This is a genomic window from Leptolyngbya sp. CCNP1308 (genome assembly GCF_034932455.1).
Classification (GTDB): domain Bacteria; phylum Cyanobacteriota; class Cyanobacteriia; order Phormidesmidales; family Phormidesmidaceae; genus Nodosilinea.
Genome location: NZ_JAYGIH010000073.1, coordinates 266,885 through 283,761 on the forward strand (window position 1 = coordinate 266,885; position 16,877 = coordinate 283,761).

At 58.6% G+C, this 16,877-nt stretch carries 16 protein-coding genes and 1 tRNA gene; 7 read left to right on the forward strand and 10 right to left on the reverse strand.

The window, feature by feature from the left end; all coding sequences use genetic code 11:
- The first annotated feature begins 117 nt into the window (after window positions 1-117).
- Together VB780_RS17945 and VB780_RS17950 are read left to right on the forward strand one after the other, a co-directional pair.
- Window positions 118-1,587 carry an ATP-dependent DNA helicase RecQ gene (locus tag VB780_RS17945; protein ID WP_323352545.1) on the forward strand — a complete coding sequence of 490 codons (1,470 nt, stop codon included), beginning with the start codon at window positions 118-120 and terminating at the stop codon, window positions 1,585-1,587.
- 240 nt (window positions 1,588-1,827) lie between these two features.
- Window positions 1,828-3,447: a B12-binding domain-containing radical SAM protein gene (locus VB780_RS17950; RefSeq protein ID WP_323352546.1), complete on the forward strand. Its 1,620-nt coding sequence runs from the start codon at window positions 1,828-1,830 to the stop codon at window positions 3,445-3,447.
- Between the two features lie 126 nt (window positions 3,448-3,573).
- Here VB780_RS17950 and VB780_RS17955 read toward each other — a convergent pair whose 3' ends face one another.
- Entirely contained in the window at window positions 3,574-3,723 is a 150-nt protein-coding gene (locus VB780_RS17955) for a hypothetical protein (protein WP_323352547.1), read from the reverse strand.
- Between the two features lie 336 nt (window positions 3,724-4,059).
- Here VB780_RS17955 and nrdJ point away from each other — a divergent pair, with 336 nt between their 5' ends.
- The gene (nrdJ, locus tag VB780_RS17960; protein ID WP_323352548.1) at window positions 4,060-6,243 is read left to right on the forward strand and encodes a ribonucleoside-triphosphate reductase, adenosylcobalamin-dependent; all 2,184 of its coding nucleotides are present in this window, start codon (window positions 4,060-4,062) and stop codon (window positions 6,241-6,243) included.
- Window positions 6,244-6,465: 222 nt separating this feature from the next.
- Here nrdJ and VB780_RS17965 read toward each other — a convergent pair whose 3' ends face one another.
- The 5 genes from VB780_RS17965 to VB780_RS17985 are packed head-to-tail and all read right to left on the reverse strand — an operon-like array spanning window position 6,466 to window position 10,080.
- Window positions 6,466-7,263 (reverse strand): energy-coupling factor ABC transporter ATP-binding protein, encoded by a 798-nt coding sequence (locus tag VB780_RS17965; RefSeq protein ID WP_323352549.1) that lies wholly within the window; start codon window positions 7,261-7,263, stop codon window positions 6,466-6,468.
- Window positions 7,264-7,274: 11 nt separating this feature from the next.
- Complete coding sequence (cbiQ, locus tag VB780_RS17970) at window positions 7,275-8,072, reverse strand: cobalt ECF transporter T component CbiQ (RefSeq protein WP_323352550.1); 798 nt, start codon at window positions 8,070-8,072, stop codon at window positions 7,275-7,277.
- Window positions 8,073-8,078: 6 nt separating this feature from the next.
- Entirely contained in the window at window positions 8,079-8,723 is a 645-nt protein-coding gene (gene cbiM, locus VB780_RS17975; protein WP_323352551.1) for a cobalt transporter CbiM, read from the reverse strand.
- Window positions 8,723-9,211 (reverse strand): carboxypeptidase regulatory-like domain-containing protein, encoded by a 489-nt coding sequence (locus VB780_RS17980; protein WP_323352552.1) that lies wholly within the window; start codon window positions 9,209-9,211, stop codon window positions 8,723-8,725. The genes cbiM and VB780_RS17980 overlap by 1 nt, the downstream gene beginning before the upstream one ends.
- Window positions 9,208-10,080 (reverse strand): DUF4382 domain-containing protein, encoded by an 873-nt coding sequence (locus tag VB780_RS17985; RefSeq protein WP_323352553.1) that lies wholly within the window; start codon window positions 10,078-10,080, stop codon window positions 9,208-9,210. Before VB780_RS17985 ends, VB780_RS17980 begins: the two co-directional genes overlap by 4 nt.
- Window positions 10,081-10,297: 217 nt before the next feature.
- Here VB780_RS17985 and VB780_RS17990 point away from each other — a divergent pair, with 217 nt between their 5' ends.
- Window positions 10,298-11,416, forward strand: a complete 1,119-nt coding sequence (locus VB780_RS17990; RefSeq protein WP_323352554.1) for a geranylgeranyl reductase family protein — start codon at window positions 10,298-10,300, stop codon at window positions 11,414-11,416.
- A gap of 53 nt (window positions 11,417-11,469) precedes the next feature.
- On the opposite strand, the gene VB780_RS17995 is transcribed toward VB780_RS17990, so the two are convergent.
- On the reverse strand, window positions 11,470-12,330 hold the full coding sequence (locus VB780_RS17995; RefSeq protein ID WP_323352555.1) for a TIGR04283 family arsenosugar biosynthesis glycosyltransferase: 861 nt from the start codon (window positions 12,328-12,330) through the stop codon (window positions 11,470-11,472).
- A gap of 98 nt (window positions 12,331-12,428) precedes the next feature.
- Window positions 12,429-13,118 carry a glycerophosphodiester phosphodiesterase family protein gene (locus VB780_RS18000; protein WP_323352556.1) on the reverse strand — a complete coding sequence of 230 codons (690 nt, stop codon included), beginning with the start codon at window positions 13,116-13,118 and terminating at the stop codon, window positions 12,429-12,431.
- Between the two features lie 254 nt (window positions 13,119-13,372).
- Between VB780_RS18000 and VB780_RS18005 the strand changes: the two genes are divergently transcribed.
- The 3 genes from VB780_RS18005 (at window position 13,373) to VB780_RS18015 (ending at window position 15,109) form a co-directional block, all read left to right on the forward strand.
- On the forward strand, window positions 13,373-14,083 hold the full coding sequence (locus tag VB780_RS18005; RefSeq protein WP_323352557.1) for a TIGR02466 family protein: 711 nt from the start codon (window positions 13,373-13,375) through the stop codon (window positions 14,081-14,083).
- A gap of 187 nt (window positions 14,084-14,270) precedes the next feature.
- Complete coding sequence (locus tag VB780_RS18010) at window positions 14,271-14,732, forward strand: GNAT family N-acetyltransferase (RefSeq protein WP_323352558.1); 462 nt, start codon at window positions 14,271-14,273, stop codon at window positions 14,730-14,732.
- A 206-nt stretch (window positions 14,733-14,938) separates the two neighbouring features.
- The gene (locus VB780_RS18015; RefSeq protein WP_323352559.1) at window positions 14,939-15,109 is read left to right on the forward strand and encodes a hypothetical protein; all 171 of its coding nucleotides are present in this window, start codon (window positions 14,939-14,941) and stop codon (window positions 15,107-15,109) included.
- Between the two features lie 85 nt (window positions 15,110-15,194).
- Here the strand turns inward: VB780_RS18015 and VB780_RS18020 are convergent.
- Together VB780_RS18020 and VB780_RS18025 are read right to left on the reverse strand one after the other, a co-directional pair.
- A tRNA-Thr gene (locus VB780_RS18020) sits at window positions 15,195-15,267 on the reverse strand.
- A gap of 61 nt (window positions 15,268-15,328) precedes the next feature.
- Window positions 15,329-16,780 (reverse strand): cation:proton antiporter, encoded by a 1,452-nt coding sequence (locus tag VB780_RS18025; protein WP_323352560.1) that lies wholly within the window; start codon window positions 16,778-16,780, stop codon window positions 15,329-15,331.
- Between the last annotated feature and the right edge of the window lie 97 nt (window positions 16,781-16,877).

Here is a 16,877-nt window from a genome sequence, read left to right on the forward strand (position 1 = left end):
GACCGGCCATAAGATCGGGGATCGGGCTAAGCTCGATCCCCGACATTGCGTTTGGGCTGTATCAATTAATTACGACGCTGACCTGGGCATTCTGAAGGCACGATTCAGGATGTGGCTATGGCAGAACAGTCCGTAGCCTGGGCCGAAGTGCTCCAGGCGTTTCAGCAGATTTGGGGCTACAGCGACTTTCGCCCGCCCCAGGATGCGATTATTCGGGCCTTGCTCAACCATCGCGATGTTTTGGTGGTGCTGCCGACCGGCGGCGGGAAATCTATTTGTTTTCAGCTACCGGCACTGCTTCAGTCGGGCCTGACGCTGGTGGTATCGCCCCTAGTGGCCCTGATGGAAAATCAGGTGCAAGATCTGCGCGATAAAGCTCTGCTCGCCGCCACTCTCCACAGCCAGTTGCCAGCGCCCCAGCGCCACCGCACCCTCAGGGCTCTAGAGCGTCAAGAACTGCGGCTGCTCTACGTCTCCCCCGAAACTCTACTCAGCCCGCCTGTGTGGGAACGGCTGTGCCAGCCCCGGCTCCAGATCAACGGGTTAATTTTGGATGAGGCCCACTGCCTCGTTCAGTGGGGAGAAACCTTTCGCCCCGCCTATCGCCGCCTGGGGGCGGTGCGAAAAGCGCTGCTAGACTGCCGCCCACCCGGCAGCACCCTGCCCATTGCCGCCTTCACCGCCACCGCCGACCCCACCGCCCAGACTGTTCTGCGCGAGGTGCTCCAGCTCCAGTCGCCCCAGGTGGTGCGGCTCACCCCCCACCGGCCTAACTTAAATCTGCGGGTGAAGGCTGTGGTCAGCGAGGGCCAGCGCAAGGGTGCACTGAAGCGCTACCTAGAGCAGCACCTCAACCAGGCGGGGTTAGTCTACGTGCGCACTCGCAAAGATAGCGAGGCACTGGCCCAGCAGTTGAGCGATCGCTATCGAGTAGCGCCGTACCATGCCGGGTTGAGCAGCCGCGATCGCCGCCAGGTCGAAGCCGACTGGATGGCCGACAAACTCCAGTTTGTGGTCTGCACCTCGGCCTTTGGCATGGGGATCAGCAAGTCCAACACCCGCTGGGTTGTCCACTACCAGGCTCCCTGCACCATTACCGAGTACGTGCAGGAGGTGGGGCGAGCGGGGCGCGACGGTAAAACGGCTGAGGCCCTGACCCTGGTGAGCGAGCCGACGGGCTGGCTGGAACCGGGCGATCGCCAGCGGGCCAAATTCTTCGAGGCCCAAACCCAGGTGCTACAGCAAAAGGCCCAGCGCCTGGTGGCCCAAATTCCGCCCGAGGGAGACGTGGGCGACATTAGCCAGCGGTTTGAGCACGGGGCGATTTCGCTGTCATGGCTGCATAGCGTCGGCCAGCTAGAGTGGGTGAACCCGTTTCAGTACCGGCTCGTCAACCGACCGGGGCAACCGATGCGATCGCAGGCGTCAGCCAGCCAGCAGATGCACCAGTTTCTCCACAGCCGTCACTGTCGCTGGCAGGCGCTGCTGGTGGCCTTCGGCTTTCGCAGCGAAGCGCAGCGATTGGGCAGTTGTGGGCATTGTGATAACTGCAATGGCAAACCAGCGGCGGCCCAGGCTCGTCGGTAGCCCGTGAACTAACTACCGTTTCCCTACGTCTTTGATCTATGGAATGGGTGCACCAACTTGAGGACTGAGGCGTGACCGCAGCATCTGGCCGGGAGCAAGCCGAGACTTAACCCGCGATCGCCTGACAGCTAACGCCCCAGATTTTTCTATCGTTTTTGTTGCCTTATCGCATTCTCAAGTTTTGCGTTTGATTATTTCAGATAACTCCCGTAGCATGGCGAGAATACCCATACAGTCTCTATGAACATTCTTCTGGTTTATCCCCGCTTTCCCCAAAGCTTTTGGTCATTTGATAAAACCCTGGAGCTGGTTGGGTTGAAGGCGCAGCTGCCCCCCTTAGGGCTAGTGACCGTAGCGGCGATTTTGCCCCAAACCTGGGATTACAAGCTGGTAGACCGCAACGTCCGCGAGGTGCGCGACGACGAATGGCGCTGGGCCGACATTGTCATCATCTCGGCGATGATCGTCCACCGCGTAGACTTTTTAGACGCCGTGCAGACCGCTAAGCGCTACGGCAAACTGGTAGCGGTCGGTGGCCCTTACCCCACCGCCATTCCCCACGAATCTGAAGCCGCTGGGGCCGACTTTTTGATTCTAGACGAAGGGGAAATCACCCTGCCCATGTTTGTAGAAGCGGTGGAACGGGGCGACCTGCGCGGCACCTTCCGCTCCGGCGGCGAAAAGCCTGATGTCACCGGCACCCCCGTGCCCCGCTACGACCTGCTGGAGATGGACGCCTACGCCGAGATGTCGGTGCAATTTTCTCGCGGCTGCCCCTTTCAGTGCGAGTTTTGCGACATCATTGTGCTCTACGGCCGCAAACCCCGCACCAAAGACCCCGAGCAGCTGCTGGCCGAACTGCAATGCCTCTACGACCTGGGCTGGCGGCGCAGCATTTTCATGGTCGATGACAACTTCATCGGCAACAAACGCAACGTCAAACTGCTGCTCAAGGCTATGAAACCCTGGATGGAGGAGCACGGCTATCCCTTCTCCTTTGCCACCGAGGCCTCGGTAGATTTGGCTCAGGATCCAGAACTGATGCAGATGATGGTTGACTGCAACTTCGGCACCGTCTTTTTGGGGATTGAAACCCCCGACGACGACAGCCTCAATATGACCAAAAAGTTTCAAAACATGCGTGACCCCCTTTCGGAGTCGGTGATTTCCATCGCCCAGGCGGGGCTGCGGGTGATGGCAGGGCTGATCGTCGGCTTCGACGGCGAAAAGTCTGGGGCCGGTCGGCGCATTTACGAATTCGTTGAGCAGACCGCCATCCCTACCGCGCTGGTGAGCATGCTGCAAGCCCTGCCCGACACCGCCCTGTCTCACCGTTTAGAGAAAGAAGGCCGCCTGCTGAGCAAGAGCGCCGACATCAACCAGACCACTCTGATGAACTTTGTGCCCACCCGGCCCATTGAAGAGATCACCGAAGAATACATCCAGGTGTTTTGGGATCTCTACGACCCCCTGACGGTGCTCAACCGCACCTTCCGCCACTTTTTGATGCTGGGCGAGGCTCAAAAGCGCAACTACAAAAACCGCGCCACGTCTGCCGGTACCCCCGATCTCAACTGGGTCACCATTCGCGCCTTTTTGATCGTGGTGTGGCGTCAGGGCGTGCTACGCAAAACCCGCCTGCGGTTTTGGATTAACCTGGCAATTATGCTGTGGCGCTACCCGGCAGTGGCCGCCAACTACATATCGGTATGTGCCCAGGCCGAGCACTTCATCGACTTCCGCCAGATTGTGCGGCAGAACATTGAGGAACAGCTAGCCGCCTACTTAGAAGCCAAGCGACTCACCGATCAAACAGCGGCAGCTGCCGAAACTGAAGCTGTGGCGGTACCCATCAGCTAGATTTAGCCCTAGCGCCACACAAGGAAAATCATTGCAAAATGGGTCGAGGGACTTTAAGTTTCTCGGCCATTTTTTTGGCATGACTTAGGGATAGTCAAGACCTCTATCTAAAAACGGAAGTAGACGTTAGAGATGGTCTGATCCTAGAGCCGCCGCATCGGTTAAGCACGATCGCCGCCACTGTTGGTAGGCCCGCTGGTAGTCGGCCCAGGCTTTAAGCTGGCCATCGGGGCCTTCGTAGCGGTGCTTAAACTGCTCCCAGCATACTTTTTCCATGGGGCCTCTCATTGTTTAGAAACGGCTTATATAGAAAGTTTTGGATCCTAATTTAATAATGACAAAAACCCTGGGGATCAGGGTTGGCCTTGCAACACAACTTGAGATCCAAGTTGTGAATTAAACTTTATGCAGCTGGGGCTTCTAGATTTAGCGCTTTACCTGGAGAAAGTTAACTATCGGACACTACATCTGAAAATAATCAGTTATGATGGTCGACCATGGGGCGCTTTACTCGGCCCAGGCGAGAATCTGCCGATGCATGCGGGTTTCTACCTCTGGGTTTGGGGCAATGCGCCGATCTACGTACTCTCTTGCTAGCAAAAGGCTGATCCCATGGTTCAAGAACTTCCCCGTACCCGGTCGCAGGGGCCATTCCCTGAGGCGGCTCCAGCGGCGTTTCCTGTGTTTTATCGCACCTACAGCCGTCGGGGCGAGGTGGTTGAGGGGCAGCGCGAAACCTGGGATCAGGTGTGCGATCGCACTCTCTCTGGCCTCATCGAACTGGGCAACCTCACCACCGACGAAGCTGACTTGCTGAGCCGCATGCAGCGCCAGGTCAAGGCGCTACCCTCGGGGCGCTGGCTGTGGGTGGGCGGCACCACCTGGAGCAAGCAGCCCGAAAACTTCTCGGGGGCCTACAACTGCACCAGCACCGACGTGGTTGACTGGCGCGCCTTCGGCCTGATGATGGATCTGGCCATGATGGGCTGCGGCACCGGGGCAATTCTCGAACCCAAGTACATCAGCCAAATTCCAACCATTCGCAACCGCATCACTGTCACTATGGCGGGCGACATCGGCGAAACTCCTGTGGGCGATCGCCACGAAGTTACCGATGTGGCGATCGAGGGCAACCAGGTCACCATTCGCGTGGGCGACAGCCGCCAGGGCTGGGTCAAGTCCTACGAAACCCTGCTGGAGCTATCCACCGACGATCGCTTCACCGGAGAGGTCAACGTCACCATCGACCTGCGCGACGTGCGCCCCGCTGGCGAAAAGCTCAAGGGCTTTGGCGGCGTGGCTAACCCCGTGCGGCTATCGCTGCTCTACGATCGCTGTGCCACCATTCTCAACAAAGCTCTGGGTCGCCAGCTCAACTCGGTCGAGTGCTGTCTGCTAATCGACGAAGCCGCCGCCTGCGTGGTGGCAGGCAACATCCGACGCAGTGCGGGCATGCGCCAGTTCGACAGCAACGACGAGCTGGCCGCCAGCGCCAAAGACAACCTCTGGCAGCAGGATGCCGAGGGCAACTGGCGCATCGACCCCGAGCGCGACGTGCTGCGCATGGCCAACCACACCCGCGTCTTTCACACCAAGCCCAGCCTGCAAGACTGCGTTGACTCGGTGCGCAAGCAGTTTTATTCGGGCGAAGGGGCGATCCAGTGGGCCGGGGAAGCGAAAAAGCGGGCCGGAGCCGACGATCGCTACGGCCTCAACCCCTGCGGCGAAATCCTGGGGGCCAACTTCCACTGCAACCTAGCGGAAGTCCACCTCAATCAGCTTGATCCCAAGAACTTAAAGGATCAAGAGGACGCCTTCACCGCCGCCGCCCTGTCCGTGGCGGTGCTTCTAAATCACCAGTTCCAGGAACCCCGCTACCAGAAGTCGCGCCTGGAAGACCCGATCGTCGGCGTCTCCTTCACCGGGCTGTTTGATTTCTTTGTGATTGCCTTTGGGGTCGAGTGGCTGCGCTGGTGGGAGGCCGGACGCCCCGACACCATGCAGGGGCTGGACTTCAAAGCCAGGGAGGAAGAATTTTTGACTCGGTGGAAGGATATTGTGCACCGGGTGGTGGGGGAATATTGCGATCGCCACAACCTGGTGCGCCCTAACCGCTGCACCACGGTACAGCCCGCGGGCACCAAATCGCTGCTCACGGGCGCTAGCCCCGGCTGGCACCCCCCTAAGGCCCAGCGCTTCATTCGCCGCATCACCTTCCGCAAAAATGATCCCGTAGCGATGGCCTGCATCGACTACGGCTACTCCATCGTGCCCTCCCAGTCGGACAAGGACGAGAACGGCGGTTTGCTCAACGATCCCTTTGATCCCCGCTGTACTGAGTGGCTGGTCGAAATTCCGGTCGAGGTGCTCTGGGCCAACCTGCCCGGTGCCGACGAAATCGCCATTGAGAAATTCTCGGCGGCGGCCCAGTTCGACTTCTATATGCAGGTGCAGAAGCACTACACCACCCACAACACCTCGGCCACCATCGAGTTCCGCGAACCGGAGCTGGAGTCGCTGGCCGAGCGCATCTACCAAACCATTCAAAACGACGAAGGCTACATTTCCGCCGCCCTGCTGGCCCGGTTCGACGACCTGCAAACCTTCCCCCGCCTGCCCTTCGAGCCCATCGACAAGGCCACATTCGAGGCCCTCAAGCAGCAGGTAGAAGCCCGGCGCGGCACCGAAAACTTCCACGCCGCCCTGTCGCGCTATGACGCCGGCGAGCTGATCGAGGCTGGCCCCGCTGGCTGCGACTCCGACAAGTGCATGATGCCGGAGAAAAAGCCCGATTAGAGCCAGCCTGTTAGCCAGTTGAGACTAGAGAGATAGCGAAAGGGGTTCCTGCCTTGTGCAAGAACCCCTTTTTTCTTGATTGCGGGCAATGTTGCAGCAGTTGATTTAGTTAGGACAATTTGTCAGGTGGAATCCTCTGGTGGGGGCATTGCAGTGCAATGCCCCTACGTCGAATACATGCAAAGCCGACCTCAGAGACCTCAATTCAAAGACTGCACTCCCCTACCCCCCGTGGTGGGGATCAACATGGGGAATCAGCGAGTGGGGTTTCTCCAGCCCGTGGGCTTCCATCAGCGCCCGATCGCCCATGATCTGGCGGGGGCAGCCGTCGGCGATAATGCGGCCCTCGTCGATTAGAATGACGCGATCGCACACCTCCAGCACAAACTCCAGATCGTGGGAGGAGATCAGCACAGTCTCGCTGGAGTTTTGCAAAAAGCGAATCAGGCGGCGGCGGGTGCGCAGGTCTAGGCTGGCGGTAGGTTCGTCGTAGAGAATGATCTGGGGAGTCATGGCCAGGAGGCCGGCGATCGCCACCATCTGCTTTTCGCCGCCTGATAGGTGGTGGGGCAGGCGATCGAGCAGGTGGGTGATGCCCGCCATATCGGCGGCCTGGGCAACCCGCGCTGCCACCTCAGCCGGGTCAAGACCCATGTTTTGGGGGCCAAAGGCGAGGTCGTCGCGCACCGAGGCCGAGAACAGCTGATCGTCCGGATCTTGAAACAGTAGCCCTACCTCGGGGCGAAACTGGCCGGGCTTGAGGGGTTCGCCAAACAGGTGAATGACCCCAGCGGCGGGGGTAAGCACGCCGCACAGCAGCATAAACAGAGTGGTCTTGCCGCAGCCGTTGTGGCCGATAATGCCGACGCGATCGCCCTCGCCAATGGTCAGCGAAATATTCCCCAGAACCTCGGGCTGGTCGGGGTAGCCAAAGCAGAGGTCGTGAGCCACGATCGCCTCCTGGTGAGGCTTTTGAGCCAGAGCTAAGGGGTCAAGCCCAGTCGAAATTGAATCCACCATTGGCATATCCATCACAGGCGCAAAAGTCCTTCAGCGATTACTAAGCTCACCGCCGCCGCCAGCACCCCTGCTGCCAGCCCCCAGCTCAGGGCGCAGGGCTGAGTCGCGGCGCTCTGCCCCACCACCACCTTGCCCCCATAGCCGTAGCCCCGCAGTCGCATCGCCTTGTACACCCGCTCTGACTGTTCGTAGCTGCGAATCAGTAAGTTGCCGGCCAGCATCGCCAGCTGCTGCATGGTTTGGCCGTTCACCCGCAGCCAGCGCTGCCGCCGCTGGCCAAACCCCCGCAGCCGCATGGCCTGCTGCATGGTGGCCAGCATGGCGGCAATTTCAAACAGGTAGCGGTACGAGAGCAGTGTCATATCCGCCAAGATGGTGGGCAGCCCGAGCGATCGCATCGCGTTTAGCAGGGTCAAAAACGGCGTCGTCCCCAGCAAAATAAACCCCAAGGTCAAAATCGACAAAAATCGCCCCACAATTAGCAGCGTCGCCATCAGCCCCTCCTGGCGAAGGGTCAACCAACCCCACTGCCCCAGCACCGTATCGCCCACCGTCAGCGGCAGCAGCACCACCAGCGACAGAATAAATAGCCCCGGATAGCTCAACCGCTGCCGCAAAAACGACATCGGCAGTCCCGAAAGCCCGTAGAGCAATGCCGCCAGCCCCAGCATCCAGGGCACCAGGGCCAGCTGCCGCACGGCAGCAAAGGCAAACATCAGCGCCACCAGGCTGACCAGCTTCAGCCGGGGCGACCAGCGGTGAATCATCGACTCGCGGTGCACGTAGGTATCGAGACTAGCGGCTCCCATAGTGGCCTAACCCTCCAGCAGCTCGGGCTTCACCCGGCGCAAAAACAGCACCAGCATGGTCGTAAAAATGCCTTCAATAATGGCCAGGGGAACGTGACCCACCGACAGCGTCAACACCGCCGCCCGCTCCGCCCCCTCGTTAAGCTCGGCGGGAATGTTGAAAATAATCAGCGCCAGAAAGATCAGGGCCGCAACCCCCAAACCCAGGGCACCGCCCAAAAAAGAAAACACACCCGTGCGGGTCGGCTCCTTGAGCATCTTACCTACAGTGTTACGGCTTTGAAAGATGTGATAAGCCAACAACGCCGGAAGGCCCATCATCGCCGCGTTAACCCCCAGGGTTGTAATTCCCCCATGGCCGATCACCAGCGCTTGAAAAAACAGGCCAATTAGAATCGCCGGAAAGGCAAAATAGCCCAGCACCACCCCCAGCAGCCCGTTCAAAATCAGGTGCACGCTGGCGGGCGGCACCGGAATATAGATGGATGACGCCACAAAAAACGCCGCCGTCAACAGCGACGCCTTCGGGATCTCGGCAGTCGGGTCAGGCTTCTGGTTAATCTGCCGCAGGGAATACCAGGTGGCTAACCCGGTAATCGCATACCCCGCCGCGCAAACCTGAGCGGGTAAGATTCCGTCGGGAATATGCACTAGCGCTTGCCTCTGGCAAAAAATAAAGCGGTGCCGATAAAGCCCCAGATTACAGAGCCAATCGTAATACCCTGCTGCACCGGAGATAGGCCAGTACTAGAAGAGACTAAAGAATTGGACTCTGCTTCCGCCTCTGTCCCAGGGCTAGAAGCAGAGTTTTCAAGAGAGGGATCTGCCACCGGAATGGTGGTCAGCACCCCATGGCCCGCCTGGCGCACCATGACCTCCCAGCTGCCGGGCTGGGCTACGTCTGGGGCAAAGTTAAACCGTCCCTGGTCATCGGTATTGCCCTGCTGCCAGGGCTCGGTAGGGTTACCGGGAGCGTACACCAACACCTGGGCATTGGCCATCGGTTCACCGGTTTCAAACCGAGCCTCGATCTCAACCGCACTAACCTGGCGATGCTCTACCGTCACGCCATGGGCGATCGCCGGCAACGCCCAGCCCGCCAATCCTAGGGTCAATCCCACCGTCAGGTTTAGTCTCATAGGGTCGTCAGCTTAACTTCTGCACAGTGGCCTTCGCCCACGTGGCCCAGGCTCGGCAGTATACCTAAGAATGTAGTGTACTCGGCCTCAGAAAGTCCTGCCTGAAGGGCAGCGCTATCAACATCGACCACGCCGTTTTCGGCCAGGGCCGCCAGGGGCTCAAAGCCCAGGGCACCGGTATTAATGCCATCGTCAGCCGGGGCACCGCCGTCGCCAAACAGGTGGTCGAAGTGGAAGGTGGCCTCTAGGTCAGCCTCTTCCCCAGCGGTGAGAATGCCCTTGCGATCGTCGCCGACAAAATCGCCACAGGTAAAGGACAGCTCTTCATTTACCTTGACGGTAAACGGGATCGCTTCGCCATCTTTGGTGGCATTGCCCTGCATCCAAACGGTATAACCTTCAGACGGGCCGCTTTCAGCGGGCACCATGCGCCAGGCCAGGGCATTGAAACGCCCCGCCGGAGCCTCAACCTCGCTGACCAGAACCGGGTCAGCACTCTCATCGCCCTCGGCCAGATCAACCACCTGGGTGCCCTCGACCTTGACCTCGGCTTTGGCCTCTAGGGTGCCGCCTGCCTCAGGGTCAAAGGGCGGGTCGGTCTGGGCAGCGGTGATATCGGCCAGAGACACGTAGACATTGTCAAATTCAACCTCCCACCCGTCTTTGGTGGTAAACCCTTCGCGCACAAAATCTTCGCCATTGGCGCGAATCACCAGGGTGCCGGTTTCGCCCTCGGCGCTGGCGGTTTCGGTGGGTTCTGCCTCAGAGGTTGTGGCGGTGGGGCTTTCGCCACCGCAGCTAGCCAGCACGCCCAAGGCCAAACAGCCCAACGCACTAACTTTGAGAGCTTTAGAGAAATTGCGTTGCATAGTACCTAAAAACATAAACGGCTCAGCGCCAGGGGGCAAACGTCGTCGGGAGCTAGGCTCTATCTCACCGCGTCCCAACCTGATTACTTAACCCTGAGCCTCCTAGAATGCGCAATGCCCAGGGGGGGCACCTGTTTTCGGCGCTGGGTTTCTCAACCCGCTAAAACGGTAGGATGAGGGCAACCCCCTGGGCCCCATCTACCGACTTGAGAACCCGATGTACGACGTTATTGTTGTAGGGGCTGGCCCCGCCGGAGCATCGACCGCCTACCACCTGGCCAAGCAGGGGCACTCGGTGCTGATGGTGGAAAAAGATGTCCTGCCTCGCTACAAGCCTTGCAGCGGCGCAGTGTCGCCCAGCGTGGCAGAGTTCTTTGATTTTGACTTTACCTCGGCGATCGATCGCCCCATGCGCCGGGTGCGCTACACCTACAAGCTGGGTGACCCCGTTGAGGCCGAACTCACCACCGCCGACCCGATCTGGATGGTGAAACGCGAGGTGTTTGATCACTTTTTGGTACAGCAGGCACAAAAGCTGGGGGCACAATTCAAGGATGGTACAGCCGTCACCAGCATTGAGAATAGGGGTGACTACTGGCAGGTCTCCACTACAGATGGAACGCTGGAAGCGGCCTACCTAGTCGCCGCCGATGGGGCAAACGGACCTATGGCTAATTGGCTAGGCTTTCCCGATTTAACGCTGCGCACCGCCAGCGTGCTAGAAGTGCCTGCCGCTGTGGAAAATGACTGCGCCATCAATTTTGAATTTGGCCTCATCAAGCAGGGCTGCGCCTGGAACTTCCCCAAATCCGACGGCTACTCGATTGGGGCAGCAACCTTCTTGGGGCAGGCCCCAGCAGACTATAGAAAAGCTTTAGAAAAATACAGCCAGTCCTTTGGGGTCAGCCTTGACCAGGGCACGGTCTACAGCCACCCGCTGAAGCTGTGGGATGGCAACCATCCGCTGCACACCCACCGAGCGGTGCTGGTGGGCGAAGCGGGTGCGATCGTCGATCCGCTCAGTGCCGAGGGCATTCGCCCCGGTATGATCAGCGGCGTGCGGGCCGCCGAGGCAATCCACACGGCTCTGGGTGGCGACCTCCAAGCTCTGGCTAACTACACCACCACCATGCACGCCACCTGGGGCGAAGATATGCCCTGGGCCAAACGCATCGCTGGTTTGTTCTTTCGCGTGCCGGGGATCGGCTACCGGGTGGGCATTAAGCGACCCACAGCCACCCAGCGGCTAGGGCAAATTTTGGCTGGCGAGGTGCGCTACGCCGATATCGCCGGTCGGGTGATGAAGCGGCTGAGTGGGGGGTTGCTGTCAGGGTAGATGGGTGAGCCATCTTCCACTGTTCAAAATCGGCAATTCAAAATCCAAAATTGCTATTTGCAGGGTTTCCCCAAGTGGCGGTACCAGCGGGCAAGTTTGTGTAGATCAACACTGAGAAAATAGCCAGCGATCATGGCCTGATTTGCCAGGGTGGTGCGGAGGATGCCGAGGGTGCGCCAGCGACGATCGCTCGTCACCACCGCACTGGGCGCGATCGCCACCCTCCCCACTTTGCGCAGTCGCCGCACCAGCTCGAAGTCTTCCATCATCGGCAGGTCGGGGAAGCCGCCCATTTTGTCAAAGACCTCGGCCTTTAGAAATAACCCCTGGTCGCCGTAGGGCATTTGCAGCAGGCGCGATCGCAGATTCACCCCCCACTCTACCCAGCGCAGGCCTCGGCCAGGGCCATTGATGGCGAGGCGAAAGGCCCCGGCCACCACCCCCGGCTGGGCGAGGGTATGGCGAATAACCTGGTCAAACCCCTGGGGCAGCCGAGTATCGGCATGGAGAAACAAGAGAATAGATCCTGTAGCCGCAGCGGCCCCACCGTTGAGCTGGCGCGATCGCCCCGGAGTTGCTTTGACCACCCTGGCCCCCTGGGCCTCAGCCACGTCAGCAGTACCATCGGCGCTGCCGCCATCCACCACAATCACCTCCACCGGGCTAGCAGGGCGGATCGTGTCTAGCACCGCTGGCAACTGTTTCGCCTCATTTAGGGCGGGGATAACGACGGAAATGGCGGGCTGCGATAGAGTTTCATCGATGCTTAGGGCCACGGCAGTTTGGGTAGAATGCTTCGCCAGGTTCCACGATGGGGGCACCGGAGCGACAGCTTGACGAGCGCTGAATAACCATAGCGCCAACCGCGCCTGACGCTTGGCTACAACCCATAAACCTTCGATCGAGAGAGACATTCTGCAATACCAGTGAGCGTTTTGACAATTTACTCAACCTGCCTCCAGTGGGGATGAGGCGCACGTTAATGTTGACTGAGAACACTGCCAAAACCGGGTTAAAACTGGTCAAAAATGTAGTTGTCGGCGTACTGAATGGCGCGATCGCAGTCGGCCTGGCAGCGCACCGTCCAGGCCAGCAGCGGCAGGTTAAAGTAGCGACGAGCCAGGGTAGTGGGCAGCGTCGGCAAGGCTTTGACGTTGTAGGAAATAAACTGAGGCGCACTGGCCCAGGTGAGCAACAGGTTGCTGCGCAAAAACTGCTGCGGTTTGCTAGCCAACTGGCCACGCATGATGTCGGGGGCATGGCGCTTAAACCACTGGAGCGATCGCGGGTTAAACGACTGCACCGCAAACTCGCCCCGGTAGCCGTCTAGGGTTTTGACCAGGGCTTGCTCCGGCGGGCCAACTTTCTTTTTGTTTTTAATTTCAATCAGCAGCGGCACCCGCCCCTCAACACAAGCCAAAACCTCTGTCAGGGAAGGAATGGTTTGGTCGGTGTCGTGGAGGCGATAGCGCTTGAGCGTACCCAACGTTTGCTCAGCAATACGAACTTTTTGACCCGTCAGCCGCTTTAAGTCGCGATCGTGGAACACCGCCAGGTGGCCATCAGCGAGCAATTGCACATCGAGTTCGATAGGATGGTCGGCGGCGATCGCCGCCTCAAACGCCGCCAGAGAATTCTCTGGCACCGCCATACCCTGGTGCAGGCCCCGGTGGGCAATGGGTCGGGTCGTAATCCACTCCATCGCTGGCCTCTCCTAGCCTGATAAGCTGAGCAATGTCCTAAACTGGTCGGTCGAGCCATATCAAGATTCAACAGTACGATCTGGCAGATACCCGCGCCAACCCCATTCCCCCCGATTAACCCAGCCCTTCGCCCCAAAGAATGCCGCCTGGGGTCAAGCCCATCAGAATAGCCCCTTCCCCCTCGTTGTTCTCTCTTCGTTCCTTCTCTCTTCGTTCTTCTCTTTTCGTTCTTCTCTCTTCATTCCCCTGCGCTATGCCCGTCGATACCTGGTTTCCCCTCGCCGTCTACTATGCCGATTTGCCCGATGCCCCCCAGCACAACCCAGCCCTAGCCGAAGCCATTCTTGACCTCGAAGCCAGGGGCAGCGAACCCCGCAACTTTCCCGAAATGGCCTGGACGGGCGATCTCCACGGCGTCGAAAAAGTCCACACCGACCCCCGCTTTAACTGGGTGGTGGCCCAGGTCGAAACCCACGTGGTAGCCTATCTCCAAGAACTCGGCCTCGACCTCAGCCAGGTCGACCTCTACATTCAGCGGGCCTGGCCTGTGGTGTCGCGCCCCCAGCAAGAAGTCGGTGCCCACTGCCACAACACCGCCCACGTCAGCGCCGTATACTACGTCACCGTGCCCGAGTCAGGCACCGATGCGGCAGGCTGCCTCACCTTTTTAGACGATGCCCGCCCCAACGAGGTCAGCCCCGGCCTGGGCAGCGAGAATACCGACATTGTCGCAACGTGGAACTACCTAAATCAAGATCAGGCGCTGTACCTGCCCACGGAAGGGCGATTGATCATCTTCCCCGCCAAGCAGCGCCATGGGGTGACGCCAAACCACACCGACGATCTGCGCCTGTCGCTGTCGTTTGATATTGTGCTCACCGCCGCCCCCGGTCAGGCGGCAGGAGCCTACGAGTTTCTCATGCCGCCCCCCACCCAATGGCAACGGTTTGGGCAAAAGCAATAACCACGAAACTCAATAGGGTGAGTTATCTTGCTGATGGGATCAGATCCCCCAGTTTCTTGCTATCACAATTAGCTCCTATGCCCCCTTTTTATAGACGCTTGCGGCTTCCCGCAGGGTAGGGGGCAGGGGGATCCTGTGAAGGAATTTGTCAGAAAAAATTGCCTGAGGATTGGAGCAAATAATTGCCATGGAAATCCGCGAAGACGATTTGACCGGGCCGCAGATTATTGCCCTGCTGCGCGAGCATCTAGAAAATATGCACGAGATTACACCCCCCGGCAGCGTTCACGCGCTGGATTTAGAGCGACTGAGGGCACCAAACATTACCTTTTGGACGGCCTGGCACGGTGATGACCTGCTGGGCTGCGGCGCACTGAAGCAACTCGACCTCACCAGCGGCGAAGTTAAGTCGATGCGGACACCCGCAGTCCACCGTCGCCAGGGCATCGCCTCTGGCATTTTGGAGCACATTATTGATATCGCTAGACAGCGGGGCTACAGCCACCTATATCTAGAAACCGGCGCTTTTCCTGCTTTTGCCCCGGCCCGCGCCCTGTACGAGCGCTATGGCTTCGAGTATCGAGGACCTTTTAGCGACTACACCAACGACCCCAACAGCTCATTTATGGAGAAAACACTGCTGAGTTAGGGCTTCTAATCACCCTCAAACAAGATGCTTGCTGGCACTACCAAGCCTTGATTTATACAGAAAAAGACTTGGTCAATACTGATGTAGTCTTTACAACACGCTTCTGTTATTGAGGTCTTGTCATCCCAAAACACTGTGCAACTGGGTAGAGGCAAAAAGCTAGAACCCCTGAATTAGAAGTCTTTCGGACTCTGGACATACCTTTTATGACCACCGGAGCCGGTGTCGAGTTGATTGGCCACTGGTTTGGCACCGGCACAAATCGCCGCATCGCCCTGTTATTTACGCTGACCGGTCTGGTGGGTCTAGTAGTGACGGTGATGACGATGCGATCGCATGCCGACCGAAACCTGTCGGCAACCTATCAAAAGCGCTGACCTATCCCTTCTGCGCCGATTACCCCGTTCGCCCTCAAAAGCTTGCCCCTTTGCAATCTAGAAGATTGCAGGGGAGTTGAAGGAAAGCTGGTGACAAGACTCGAACTTGCGACCGGCTGATTACAAATCAGCTGCTCTACCAACTGAGCTACACCAGCAAAAGCATACTCAGTATAGCAACGTTACCGGGCAGCTTTATAACCCAAACAACACCTGTGGCTAAGAGCTAACCTCGTCAGCAGTTTCTAGCTCGGGGGCAGACCCAGCAGCAGAAACTGCGCCGTCATCTTCTTTAAAGACGACCCGCAGTAGGGGTGGGGCCAAGAACGTGGTGAAAATAACCATCACAATAATAGCTGCGTCAAGTGACTCGGTGAGCACTCCGCTGGCAGCCCCCACCCCTGCGAATACAAGGCCGACCTCACCCCGAGGAATCATCCCAACGCCAACGGCCAGGCGGTTAATGCCCGGTTGCCCAAAGATGGCAAATCCCGCAATGACTTTACCAATGACGGCGACTACCACCAAAAATGATGCGATCACCAGCCCGGCTCGGTTAGCGGGTTCTAGCGGGTTGAGCACGCTCAGATCGGTGCGAGCTCCCACAACAATGAAGAAAATCGGCACCAGCATATCGGCGATGGGGCTGATCTGCTCTTCGATTTCCTTGTGCTTTGAGGTTTCAGCCAAGATGAGGCCAGCGGCAAAGGCACCCAAGATCGCCTCTAGCTGAATAGCGGCAGCAATGTAGGCGAGCACAAAGGCGAAGATCAGTGAGCTGATAATCACCTGCCCTCGGGTGCGCATCTGATTCACCACCATGACGAAGTAGGGGCTGAGCAGGCGACCAATGAAGATAGACCCCACCAAAAACGTGGCGGCTCCAGCAATTAAGAAAGCCACGTTGAGGATTTCAATCTCCCCGGTTTTGGCCAGACTCGCGACCACCGCTAGCACAATAATGCCTAGTACATCGTCGAGTACCGCCGCGCCGATAATAATTTGGCCTTCTCTCGAGCTGAGTTTTTGCATTTCAGCCAGCACCTTGGCAGTAATACCAATGCTGGTGGCGGTGAGCGCTGCCCCGGCGAATACAGCTGGAATGGTGTCGATGCCAAAGATGGCAATTAGCCCAGCTGTACCGGCAGCGAAGGGGGCTACCACTCCGACGACGGCCACCGCCGCCGCCTGGGGGCCAACACGGATGAGTTCTTTCAGGTCTGACTCTAGGCCAATTTCAAACAGCAGAATGATCACCCCTAGCTCAGCTAGGACAGAGATGACCTCACTTTCTCCCTGAAAGACCCGCAGCAGCTCGCTCGGCGTTTGCCCTGTGGTCATACCGACTAGGTTCATCAGCAGCGACTGCGCTTCACCGCCACCTTCGGGAAACACAATCAGGTGCATGGCAGAGACGCCAACGATGACGCCTCCGATCAGCTCTCCCAAAACGGCGGGTAGGTTAATGCGGGCGCACAGCTCGCCGCCGATCTTGGCTGCGAGGTACACCACCACTAGACTTAGCAATACACTGGCTAGCACCAGAGGCTCCACCTCGGCCTCTGGAATCTCTGCCAGCCAGGGGCTGACCGTAGATTTTATCTGGAAAAAATCGATGGGAAGATTGCTAATCAGGCCGCTGCCGATGAGGGCACTCATCCAATTTGCCATGCAGACCGCTACAACTCGTCCCGTCCAATGTACATGAAATTACTTCCGCTGAAGAGTTCACAGGGATCGTTCCCACGACTGTTCTGTCGGAGGAAAT

Bases quoted from the DNA above. Each gene is read 5' to 3' on its own strand.
- VB780_RS17990 (WP_323352554.1), top strand. From the start codon at position 10,298: ATGTACGACGTTATTGTTGTAGGGGCTGGCCCCGCCGGAGCATCGACC.
- VB780_RS17985 (WP_323352553.1), bottom strand. From the start codon at position 10,080: ATGCAACGCAATTTCTCTAAAGCTCTCAAAGTTAGTGCGTTGGGCTGT.
- VB780_RS18015 (WP_323352559.1), top strand. From the start codon at position 14,939: ATGACCACCGGAGCCGGTGTCGAGTTGATTGGCCACTGGTTTGGCACC.
- VB780_RS18005 (WP_323352557.1), top strand. From the start codon at position 13,373: ATGCCCGTCGATACCTGGTTTCCCCTCGCCGTCTACTATGCCGATTTG.
- VB780_RS17950 (WP_323352546.1), top strand. From the start codon at position 1,828: ATGAACATTCTTCTGGTTTATCCCCGCTTTCCCCAAAGCTTTTGGTCA.
- cbiQ (WP_323352550.1), bottom strand. From the start codon at position 8,072: ATGGGAGCCGCTAGTCTCGATACCTACGTGCACCGCGAGTCGATGATT.
- nrdJ (WP_323352548.1), top strand. From the start codon at position 4,060: ATGGTTCAAGAACTTCCCCGTACCCGGTCGCAGGGGCCATTCCCTGAG.
- VB780_RS18000 (WP_323352556.1), bottom strand. From the start codon at position 13,118: ATGGAGTGGATTACGACCCGACCCATTGCCCACCGGGGCCTGCACCAG.
- VB780_RS17980 (WP_323352552.1), bottom strand. From the start codon at position 9,211: ATGAGACTAAACCTGACGGTGGGATTGACCCTAGGATTGGCGGGCTGG.
- VB780_RS17955 (WP_323352547.1), bottom strand. From the start codon at position 3,723: ATGGAAAAAGTATGCTGGGAGCAGTTTAAGCACCGCTACGAAGGCCCC.
- VB780_RS17945 (WP_323352545.1), top strand. From the start codon at position 118: ATGGCAGAACAGTCCGTAGCCTGGGCCGAAGTGCTCCAGGCGTTTCAG.
- VB780_RS18010 (WP_323352558.1), top strand. From the start codon at position 14,271: ATGGAAATCCGCGAAGACGATTTGACCGGGCCGCAGATTATTGCCCTG.
- VB780_RS17965 (WP_323352549.1), bottom strand. From the start codon at position 7,263: ATGGTGGATTCAATTTCGACTGGGCTTGACCCCTTAGCTCTGGCTCAA.
- VB780_RS17995 (WP_323352555.1), bottom strand. From the start codon at position 12,330: ATGTCTCTCTCGATCGAAGGTTTATGGGTTGTAGCCAAGCGTCAGGCG.
- VB780_RS18025 (WP_323352560.1), bottom strand. From the start codon at position 16,780: ATGGCAAATTGGATGAGTGCCCTCATCGGCAGCGGCCTGATTAGCAAT.